At 59.5% G+C, this 10,457-nt stretch carries 8 protein-coding genes; 3 read left to right on the forward strand and 5 right to left on the reverse strand.

The window, feature by feature from the left end:
• Positions 1 to 67 precede the first annotated feature (67 nt).
• From HU806_RS18960 to glnA, 4 genes are all read right to left on the reverse strand, one after another.
• On the reverse strand, positions 68 to 694 hold the full coding sequence (locus HU806_RS18960; RefSeq protein ID WP_186613254.1) for a DUF4124 domain-containing protein: 627 nt from the start codon (positions 692 to 694) through the stop codon (positions 68 to 70).
• Positions 691 to 1,206, reverse strand: a complete 516-nt coding sequence (locus tag HU806_RS18965; RefSeq protein WP_186613256.1) for a DUF4124 domain-containing protein — start codon at positions 1,204 to 1,206, stop codon at positions 691 to 693. Before HU806_RS18965 ends, HU806_RS18960 begins: the two co-directional genes overlap by 4 nt.
• Positions 1,207 to 1,304: 98 nt before the next feature.
• Complete coding sequence (locus tag HU806_RS18970) at positions 1,305 to 1,868, reverse strand: chorismate mutase (protein WP_186613258.1); 564 nt, start codon at positions 1,866 to 1,868, stop codon at positions 1,305 to 1,307.
• A gap of 124 nt (positions 1,869 to 1,992) precedes the next feature.
• The gene (gene glnA / locus HU806_RS18975) at positions 1,993 to 3,399 is read right to left on the reverse strand and encodes a type I glutamate--ammonia ligase (RefSeq protein ID WP_030141463.1); all 1,407 of its coding nucleotides are present in this window, start codon (positions 3,397 to 3,399) and stop codon (positions 1,993 to 1,995) included.
• Between the two features lie 327 nt (positions 3,400 to 3,726).
• Between glnA and thiI the strand changes: the two genes are divergently transcribed.
• Together thiI and typA are read left to right on the forward strand one after the other, a co-directional pair.
• On the forward strand, positions 3,727 to 5,181 hold the full coding sequence (gene thiI / locus HU806_RS18980) for a tRNA uracil 4-sulfurtransferase ThiI (protein ID WP_186613260.1): 1,455 nt from the start codon (positions 3,727 to 3,729) through the stop codon (positions 5,179 to 5,181).
• 134 nt (positions 5,182 to 5,315) lie between these two features.
• A complete protein-coding gene (typA, locus tag HU806_RS18985) occupies positions 5,316 to 7,136 on the forward strand; it encodes a translational GTPase TypA (protein WP_186613262.1) in 1,821 nt (606 codons plus the stop codon).
• 127 nt (positions 7,137 to 7,263) lie between these two features.
• Here typA and HU806_RS18990 read toward each other — a convergent pair whose 3' ends face one another.
• Positions 7,264 to 7,701 (reverse strand): YkgJ family cysteine cluster protein, encoded by a 438-nt coding sequence (locus tag HU806_RS18990; RefSeq protein WP_003196865.1) that lies wholly within the window; start codon positions 7,699 to 7,701, stop codon positions 7,264 to 7,266.
• A 254-nt stretch (positions 7,702 to 7,955) separates the two neighbouring features.
• On the opposite strand from HU806_RS18990, the gene HU806_RS18995 reads away from it, so the two are divergent.
• On the forward strand, positions 7,956 to 10,406 hold the full coding sequence (locus tag HU806_RS18995; RefSeq protein ID WP_186613264.1) for a glycogen/starch/alpha-glucan phosphorylase: 2,451 nt from the start codon (positions 7,956 to 7,958) through the stop codon (positions 10,404 to 10,406).
• The last annotated feature ends 51 nt before the right edge of the window (positions 10,407 to 10,457 follow it).

Below are 10,457 nucleotides of genomic sequence, written 5' to 3' on the forward strand. Positions count from 1 at the left end.
AAAATGGGTTGGAATCTGGGTAGGGTGCGTAGCTGCGCACCAGTATGGTGCGCCTTCCCGGATGGCTTTAGAAGAAGGGCAGGATGCTGCTCTTTTCTTCCTCGGGCTTGTCGGCCAGAGGGCATTCGGGGCGCTGCCCATAGTCGGCCGTGGCGCAGGGTTTGACGCGGCGCTTTTGCGCCAGGGACATGCGCTGCATGTGGAAGGGCTGGTTGGCCGTGCGTTCGACGATGCGATCTTGTTCGTCCAGGATTTCCACGGCCAGGTGGTGGGTGCCGCGATCGATGTTTTTCAATGCAAACACTGGGCTGGGCCCTGGTGCGCTGGTGGGCTTTCCGTCCAGCAGCAGACGGTAGCGATGGCCTTTTTGCAGCCCGGGCTCGCTGGTGGCGGTAACGATCATTTCGCCTGATGTGCTGCGTATCGTCGCGTCCGGTTCTGGAATCAACAAACGTAGCATCTCGTAACGGAACAAAGGTTCGGGGTGCGGAGCTTCAGACGTCGTTGCCGGGGTTGTGCCGCCCGGAGGGGGTTGCATCCGGTTCCCGGGCGGCAGTTGCACTTTCTTCGCGTTGCCGGGGCGTGGCTGGTCGGTGAAGACGCGGTTGCCCTGGGCGTCGATGTAGGTATAGACCTGCGCCAGGCTCGGCATCGCGCTCAGGAGCAGGCCAACGGCAAGCGGCCAGCGGATCATGGTACGTGGACCCGCTGCACGGTGAAGATGACGGTTTCGCTCTGTTGCACCAGCGTTTCCCCATCGATGACCTGCACCGCAAGACTGTGTTCGCCACGGTCGATATTCACCAGTTGCAGGCGCGGCACATTGGTGGGTTGCCCATAGGGCTGGCCGTCCAGCAGCAATCTGAACAAATGAGGGCTTCGCAGACGCGGTTGGGCCCGGACGCCAACGGTAAAGGTGCCGTTATTGGCGCGCAAGGCTTCTTCGGTGGGAATGTCGGTCAATTCCAGCAGGTCGTAGGCATTGCGCGGGGCGTTGGTGCTTTCTGGCGTCGTGGGTACTTCGGGGTTGGCCGGGGCTTGGGTTTCGATGCTGTTGAGTGGCGGCAAGTCCACAGCCTGCGCCGGCACGCCATCGGGCGGCTGGTTGCTGTAGGCGGTGTTGCCGTGCGCGTCGGTGTATTTGTAGATCTGCGCGGCGGCGGGCAGTGCCAACAGCAACAGGATGATTGGAAAAACACGACCCATGAAAAACCGACCGAAAACAAGAGTGATGATTGCAGCATAGGTCAGGGGAGGCGGTTGGCCCAAGTCGCTACCCCCAACTCTGTCGGTAGGTGCGTGCGTTAAGCTTTCGTGAAGACGCACAGCTCTGCCGTCGCCCGGATCAACGCAAGTCGGTGTATCGGGTGTTGCTTGTTGTGGTGGGTGGCGCGGGCCAGCCATTGTGGGCATTGCGGATCGGTGCGATAGGGGGCGAAGTCGGCCAGTTGTTGCAACAGGCGTTTTTGCAGTCGGTCGAGTTGTGGACGAATCTGTCCCACCAGGTCCGGACGCGGGAGGTCCGGAGCTTTGCCATCCAGGGCCCAGTCGGACAGGTTGATGTATTGCACCAGTTTGTTGGCTTCAATCTGGGCAGCGAAAAACGCTTCCACGGTTTCGCCAGTCAGTTTGTAGGCCGGTGCCTGGGCGACGGCAGCTGCGATGACTTCACGCTCGCGCTGACGGTCTTCCACGGGTTTATGGCTGTCCCATTTGCTCAGCGCCACTTGGTCTGCAAGCGCCAGGCGTTCGCCGATGGCGTTTAGCAGTGGCGTAAGGGCCTCAGGGGCGGGGGTTGAGGTGGCTTGGGCGGTAGAGGCCAGCAACGCGGCAGATAGGGCGAGGCAGAGCTTGAAGCGCAAAGTCATGGGCAGTCTCGTCTTCTATGGGGGAGCGACGAGGCATCATGCGCTTAACCTGCGCCCATAAAAAAGGCCTCCCGAAAAGGAGGCCTCTTTTTATTTCACGCCGTGCGGGGCGGCGCTTACTGGATCAGCAGCTGTAGTACAGCTCATATTCCAGTGGGTGTACAAAGGTGCGAACCTTGATTTCTTCTTCGCTCTTCAGTGCGATGTAGGCATCGATGAAGTCGTCGGAGAACACGCCGCCCTTGGTCAGGAACGCGCGGCCCTTGTCCAGCTCTTCCAGGGCTTCTTTCAGGCTGCCACAAACCTGTGGGATTTCCTTGGCCTCTTCAGGCGGCAGGTCATACAGGTTCTTGTCCGCGGCATCGCCAGGATGGATCTTGTTCTGGATACCGTCCAGGCCGGCCATCATCAATGCAGCGAAGGCCAGGTAAGGGTTGGCAGCCGGATCCGGGAAGCGCGCTTCGATACGACGAGCCTTAGGGCTGTTGACGTAAGGAATACGGATCGAGGCGGAGCGGTTGCGAGCCGAGTAGGCCAGCATCACCGGGGCTTCGAAGCCTGGTACCAGACGCTTGTAGGAGTTGGTCGACGGGTTGGTGAAGCCGTTCAGGGCCTTACCGTGCTTGATGATACCGCCGATGAAGTACAGGGCGGTGTCCGACAGACCGGCATAACCTTCGCCGGCGAAGGTGTTCTTGCCGTCTTTGGAAATCGACATGTGGACGTGCATGCCCGAACCGTTGTCGCCATACAGCGGCTTCGGCATGAAGGTCGCGGTGCGGCCGTAGGCGTCGGCAACGTTGTGCACGCAGTACTTCAGGGTCTGGACTTCGTCAGCCTTCTTCACCAGCGTGTTGAATTTCACGCCGATTTCGTTCTGGCCGGCAGTCGCCACTTCGTGGTGGTGAACTTCGACGGTCTGGCCCATTTCTTCCAGTGCGTTGCACATGGAGGTACGGATTTCGTGGTCGAAATCGAACGGTGGAACCGGGAAGTAGCCGCCCTTGATGCCTGGACGGTGGCCTTTGTTGCCGCCTTCCACGTCCTGGTCGGACATCCACGAACCTTGTTCGGAGAAGATCTTGAACATGGAGCCGGAGATGTCGGACTTGAATTTGACCGAGTCGAAGATGAAGAACTCAGGCTCAGGACCGAAGAATGCAGTGTCGCCGATGCCGGTGGACTTCAGGTATTCCTCGGCGCGGTGGGCGATGGCGCGAGGGTCGCGGTCATAGCCTTGCATGGTCGAAGGTTCGATGATGTCGCAAACCAGGATCAGGGTCGGCTCTTCGGTGAACGGATCCAGCACGGCAGTGCTGTCATCCGGCATCAGGATCATGTCGGAGGCTTCGATGCCTTTCCAGCCGGAGATGGAGGAACCGTCGAACATCTTGCCGATTTCGAAGAATTCGTCGTCCAGCGCATCACGGGCCGGCATGGTCACGTGATGTTGAGTGCCCTTGGTGTCAGTGAAGCGCAGATCAATCCACTTGACGTCATGATCTTTGATGAGTTGAACCGACTTCGACATATGTCCTCCGGGTGGCTTCGGGCGGTAATGGTGTGCCCTTAGATATGGGTGATGCCGGCGCGAATACTCTGCCAAGGCAACCTGCCTCACAAGGGAGCAATTTGCATGCCAGTGCCCCAGCATGGGTTTTTTGCACCAAATACACGCTTTTAAACGCCGAGAATATGGATTGTCTAACAATTACGCACTGCAATGTGGCGCCTTTCGTCATAAATGAACTGTTTTGGTGCATGCAAAACCGCTCGCACATTAACTGGTCAAACCTTGAGCAATTTCCGCTATAATCCGCGCCCCCCTTTTTCGGCTGGCCGATCGCGCGCTGTTTTCATGAAACTAATCGTAAAAGTCTTTCCCGAGATCACCATCAAGAGCCGCCCGGTACGGATGCGTTTCATCCGCCAGTTGGCCAAGAACATCCGCGCCGTGCTCCGAGACCTGGACCCGGCCGTGGTGGTGAACGGTGTGTGGGACAATCTCGAACTGGAAACCCGCGTCAGCGATCCCAAGCTCCTGAAGGAAATGACCGAGCGCCTGAGCTGCATGCCGGGCATTGCGCATTTCCTGCAAGTCGACGAATACCCGCTGGGGGATTTCGACGACATCCTGGCCAAGTGCATGCTTCATTATGGTGACGCGCTGGCCGGGAAGATCTTTTCGGTGCGCTGCAAGCGTGCCGGCAAGCACCCGTTCAGCTCGATGGATGTGGAACGTTATGTCGGCAGCCAGTTGCGCCGGCAGTGCGGTGCCGCCGGTATATCGCTGAAAGACCCGCAGATTGAAGTACGCATTGAAATCCGCGACCAACGGCTGTTCGTGATCCACAGCCAGCACGACAGCATCGGCGGCTATCCGCTGGGGTCGCTGGAGCAGACGCTGGTACTGATGTCCGGTGGCTTCGACTCCACGGTGGCCGCCTACCAGATCATGCGTCGCGGGCTGATGAGCCATTTCTGCTTCTTCAACCTCGGCGGGCGTGCCCATGAACTGGGCGTGATGGAAGTGGCGCACTTCATCTGGAAGAAGTACGGCAGCTCCCAACGCGTGTTATTTGTGAGCGTGCCGTTCGAGGAAGTCCTCGGGGAGATTCTCGGCAAAGTCGATAACAGTCATATGGGCGTCATTTTGAAGCGTATGATGTTGCGGGCCGCGTCGAACATCGCCGACCGCCTGCAGATCGATGCGCTGGTGACTGGCGAGGCGATTTCCCAGGTGTCGAGCCAGACGTTGCCGAACCTGTCGGTTATTGACTGCGTCACTGAAAAACTCGTGCTGCGCCCACTGATTGCCAGCCACAAGCAGGACATCATTGACCAGGCCAATGAAATCGGCACCGCCGATTTTGCCCGGCACATGCCCGAGTATTGCGGGGTCATCTCGGTCAATCCGAAGACGGCGGCCAAGCGCGGACGCGTGGAGCACGAAGAGAAGGCTTTCGACATGGCGGTCCTCGAGCGTGCAATCGAGAACGCCAGGCTGGTGCCAATTGATCGGGTCATCGATGAATTGGGCCAGGACATACAGATTGAGGAAGTCGGCGAAGCGTTGGCCGGTCAGATCATCATCGACATCCGTCATCCGGATGACGCTGAGGACGACCCGCTGGATGTCGCCGGCATCGAGGTACAAACGATGCCGTTCTATGCAGTGAACGCGCGTTTCAAGGAACTGGACTCTACTCGCCAGTACCTGCTGTATTGCGACAAAGGCGTGATGAGTCGCCTGCATGCCCACCATTTGCTCAGTGAGGGGCATGCCAATGTGCGCGTTTATCGACCGAGCTAAGTGCCCGGGGCTGTTTGCCTGTGGCCTGCGTCACCGGCCCCCCGACGCCGCCGACACGCTGTAATTGTCGGACTCTACTGTAAATCGCTGCCACGACCTGTCAGCACACCGAATCCTCTGATCGAGATACACAAGTGATCGAAAATCTACGCAACATCGCCATCATTGCTCACGTTGACCATGGTAAGACCACCCTGGTAGACAAACTCTTGCGTCAATCCGGCACCCTGGAGCGCAACGAGCTCAACGACGAGCGCGTGATGGACTCCAACGACCAGGAAAAAGAGCGTGGTATTACCATCCTGGCAAAAAACACCGCCATCAACTGGAACGGCTACCACATCAACATCGTGGACACCCCGGGCCACGCCGACTTCGGCGGTGAAGTAGAGCGCGTGATGTCGATGGTCGACTCCGTGCTGCTGCTGGTCGACGCCCAGGACGGCCCTATGCCGCAAACCCGTTTCGTAACCAAGAAGGCTTTCGAAGCCGGCCTGCGTCCGATCGTGGTCATCAACAAGGTTGACCGTCCAGGCGCGCGTCCGGATTGGGTTCTGGATCAGATCTTCGACCTGTTCGACAACCTCGGTGCCACCGAAGAACAGCTGGACTTCAAAGTCGTCTACGCCTCGGCCCTGAACGGTATTGCCGGTCTGGACCACACCGACATGGCTGAAGACATGACCCCGCTGTACCAGTCGATCGTCGACAACGTACCTGCGCCGAAAGTCGACCGTGACGGTCCGTTCCAGATGCAGATCTCGGCACTGGACTACAACAGCTTCCTGGGTGTTATCGGTGTTGGCCGTATCGCCCGTGGCCGCATCAAGCCGAACACCCCGGTGGTTGCCATCGACGCCGACGGCAAGAAGCGTAACGGTCGTATCCTCAAGCTGATGGGTCACCACGGCCTGCACCGCATTGACGTTGAAGAAGCAGCGGCCGGCGACATCGTCTGCATCAGCGGCTTCGAGCAACTGTTCATCTCCGACACCCTGTGCGACCCACTGAACGTCGAAGCGATGAAGCCGTTGACCGTTGACGAGCCTACCGTTTCCATGACCTTCCAGGTCAACGACTCGCCATTCTGCGGTAAAGAAGGCAAGTTCGTGACCAGCCGTAACATCAAGGAACGCCTGGACAAGGAGTTGCTCTACAACGTTGCCCTGCGCGTTGAAGAAGGCGACTCGGCCGACAAGTTCAAAGTATCTGGCCGTGGTGAGCTGCACCTCTCGGTACTGATCGAAACCATGCGTCGCGAAGGCTTCGAAATGGGTGTAGGTCGTCCTGAAGTGATCATCCGCATGGTTGATGGCGTCAAGCACGAACCGTACGAAAACGTGACCATCGACCTGCCGGAAGAATCCCAGGGCGCGATCATGGAGCAAATGGGCCTGCGTAAAGGCGACCTGACCAACATGGTTCCGGATGGCAAGGGCCGTGTGCGCCTTGAGTACAACATTCCGGCCCGTGGCCTGATCGGTTTCCGTAACGAGTTCCTGACCCTGACCTCCGGCGGCGGCATCCTGACTTCGATCTTCGATCGTTACGACGTGATGAAGTCCGGCGACATGTCCGGCCGTCAGAACGGCGTGCTGGTATCGGTTGCGACCGGCAAGGCACTGACCTATTCGTTGGAAACCCTGCAAGCTCGCGGCAAGCTGTTCGTCGAGCACGGCCAGGATATCTACGAAGGTCAAATCGTCGGCCTGAACAGCCGCGACAACGACCTGGGCGTGAACCCGACCAAGGGCAAGAAGCTCGACAACATGCGTGCTTCGGGCAAAGACGAAACCATCGCACTGGTTCCGCCGGTCAAGTTCACCCTGGAGCAAGCTCTGGAGTTCGTACAAGAAGACGAACTGTGTGAAGTGACGCCGAAGTCGATTCGCCTGCGTAAGAAAATCCTTGGCGAAAGCGAGCGTACCCGCGCTGCCAAGAAAAGCGGTAACTGAGTTTCGACTTAGTTGACGGCTGAAAAAAACGCCCCCGGTCGCGAGACTGGGGGCGTTTTTTTATGTCTGGGTTAACGGCGTAGCAAAGCGGCAATCGCGAGTGGATGCCAGCAAAGCTAGCGTCCGATCAAAATTTGTCCAGCGTCCGTGGATTGCGCTCGCGTTCCACTTCCTTGGGCTTGTAGGCGCAGTAACCCGGCCGTGGTCCGACCCGCGGGTGATTGCGGCAGGTGTCCGGGCGCTTCTCGTAAATGGTGCACAACCGGCTTTTGCGGTCCAGATACAGGCAATCGTTGTTGCTCATGCGCTGGAGCGTGAAGATTTCCGACTTCTGGTTGTAGCGCTCGACGATCCCTTCCTTTTGCAGGCGCTTGGCGATGTTTTTCGGCGGGTCGCCCAGCTCGAATTCATCGACGATGCCGATGCGGATCAGGTCCTTGATCTTGACCTCTACCGGCAGCGTGCAGCAGCTCGACACGCAGGAGCCGCACATCGGGGCGGAGTACTTGGCCCAGGTATCGAGTCGGTCGATCTCCGCGGCGGCGATCAGGTTGGGCTTCATCATCAAGGTTTACCAGCATGCATCAGGGCGCGCGATCATACCGGGACTGGTGAAATTTTGAACGACCATCCGCCGGTTTTTTTTACGTTCCGGTAAAACCCGCCTGGACCGGCACGGCCCCTGCATTCATTCGACCATCCGGCAATTTCATGGCGGCGATTCTCCGACGCTCGGGGAAATCCACCGAACCAAGAGCCTGTACCGTCTGTCAGACCGTCTAGGCTCAGACAATTCCATGCTCGTTCGAGGTCTTATCAATGACTCAAGAACCACTTGTTCGCGAAGCGGAGGTTGCCGCCTTTCGCGACGCCGTGTTGACCAAACTCACTTATGCCGTCGGCAAGGATCCCGATCATGCGTTTGATCACGATTGGTTCGAAGCCATAGCCCTTGCCGCCCGCGACCACATGGTCGAACACTGGATGGACCACACGCGGCAGATCTACCGCAAGGGCCAGAAGCGGGTCTATTACCTGTCCCTGGAATTCCTCATTGGCCGCTTGCTCTATGACAGCCTGAGCAACCTCGGCCTGCTGGACACCGCCCGTGAGGCGTTGACCGAGCTGGGCGTGGACTTGGAGCGCATCCGCCTGCTGGAGCCCGACGCGGCCCTGGGCAATGGTGGCCTCGGCCGCTTGGCGGCGTGCTTCATGGAAAGCATGTCGACCTTGGGCATCGCTGGTCATGGCTATGGCATTCGTTATGAGCACGGCCTGTTCCGCCAGGCGATTGTCGATGGCTGGCAGCAGGAGCAGACCGAGCACTGGCTGGATTTTGGCAACCCATGGGAGTTCGAACGTCCGGAAGTCGTCTATCCGATTGGCTTCGGCGGCAGCGTCGAGACTGTTACCGACGAGAACGGCAAGACCCGCCAAGTATGGTCGCCGGCTGAAACCGTGCGGGCCATTGCCTATGACACGCCCGTGGTGGGCTGGCGCGGTGCCAGCGTCAATACCCTGCGCCTGTGGCGTGCCCGGGCCGTGGAAGACCTGCACCTGGAGCGCTTCAACGCCGGCGACCACCTCGGCGCGGTGGCCGAAGTGGCCCGGGCCGAAAGTATTTCCCGCGTGCTTTATCCCGCTGACAGCACCGAGGCTGGCCAGGAGCTGCGCCTGCGCCAGGAATATTTCTTCGTCGCCGCCTCGTTGCAGGACTTGCTGCGCCGCCATCGCAACATGCACACCTCGGTGCTGACCCTGGGCGATCATGCCGCCATCCAGCTCAACGACACGCACCCGTCGATTGCCGTGGCCGAGCTGATGCGCCAATTGGTGGACGTCTACGACGTGGCCTGGGATGCGGCCTGGCAGGTCACTCAGGACACGCTGTCCTACACCAACCACACACTGCTGCCCGAAGCGCTGGAAACCTGGCCCGTGGGTCTGATGGAGCGCATGCTGCCGCGGCACATGCAGATCATCTACCTGATCAACGCCCAACACATCGACTCGCTGCGGGCCAAGGGCGTGCATGATTTCGACGTGCTGCGCTCGGTGTCGTTGATCGAGGAAGACAACGGCCGCCGGGTGCGCATGGGCAACCTGGCGTTCCTCGGTTCCCACAGCGTCAACGGCGTGTCCGGGCTGCATACACAACTGATGCGCAGCACCGTGTTCTCCGAGATGCACAAGCTTTACCCGGAGCGGATCAACAACAAGACCAACGGCATTACCTTCCGCCGCTGGCTGTTCCAGGCCAACGCCGAATTGACCTCGATGATGGTCGACGCCCTCGGCCCGAGCGTGCTCGACAACCCCGAGGAGCGCCTGATCGAGCTGGAGCCGTTCGCCGACAAGCCGGCGTTCCGCAAGCAGTTCGCCGAACAGCGCTTGCACAGCAAAAAAGCCTTGGCCTACCTGATCCACGAGCGGCTGGGTATCGCCGTCAACCCGGCGGCGATGTTCGACGTGCAGGTCAAGCGGATCCACGAATACAAGCGCCAATTGCTCAACCTGATGCACACCGTGGCGCTGTACCAGGCAATCCGCGCCGAGCCGGAAGTGGATTGGGTGCCACGGGTGAAGATTTTCGCCGGCAAGGCCGCCGCCAGTTATCACCAGGCCAAGTTGATCATCAAGCTGACCAACGACATCGCCCGCGTGGTCAACAACGACCCGACCGTGCGTGGCTTGCTCAAAGTGGTGTTCCTGCCCAACTACAACGTCAGCCTGGCCGAAAGCATCATCCCGGCGGCGGACCTGTCGGAGCAGATTTCCACCGCCGGTTTCGAGGCGTCGGGTACCAGCAACATGAAATTCGGCCTCAACGGCGCGTTGACCATCGGCACGATGGACGGCGCCAACGTGGAAATGCACGAGCGGGTCGGTGGCGAGCACATGTTCATCTTCGGCCTGACCGCCGAGCAGGTGGAAGCGCGCAAGCGCAACGGTGAGTTCAGCGCCGCGCCGGACATCGCTGCGTCCCACAGGCTCAACGACGTGCTGCAGGCGATTCGTGGCGGCGTGTTCTCGCCGGACGATCCGATGCGCTACACCGGGTTGGTGGACTCGCTGGTGGATTACGACCGCTTCCTGGTCTGCGCCGATTTCGACGCGTATTGGAACGCCCAGGTCAAGGTCGAGGAGCGTTGGCACGACTCCAAGCAGTGGTGGCGTTCGGCGGTGCTCAACACCGCGCGCATGGGCTGGTTCTCCTCCGACCGGACCATTCGCGAATACGCCACCGACATCTGGAAGGCCCTGGACTGATCTGTTGCAAGAAATGTGAGCGAAGCCCAACGGTCGTTGGGCTTCGTCGAT

The sequence above is a fragment of the Pseudomonas sp. SWRI154 genome, from assembly GCF_014268645.1.
In the GTDB taxonomy this organism is placed as follows: domain Bacteria; phylum Pseudomonadota; class Gammaproteobacteria; order Pseudomonadales; family Pseudomonadaceae; genus Aquipseudomonas; species Aquipseudomonas marvdashtae.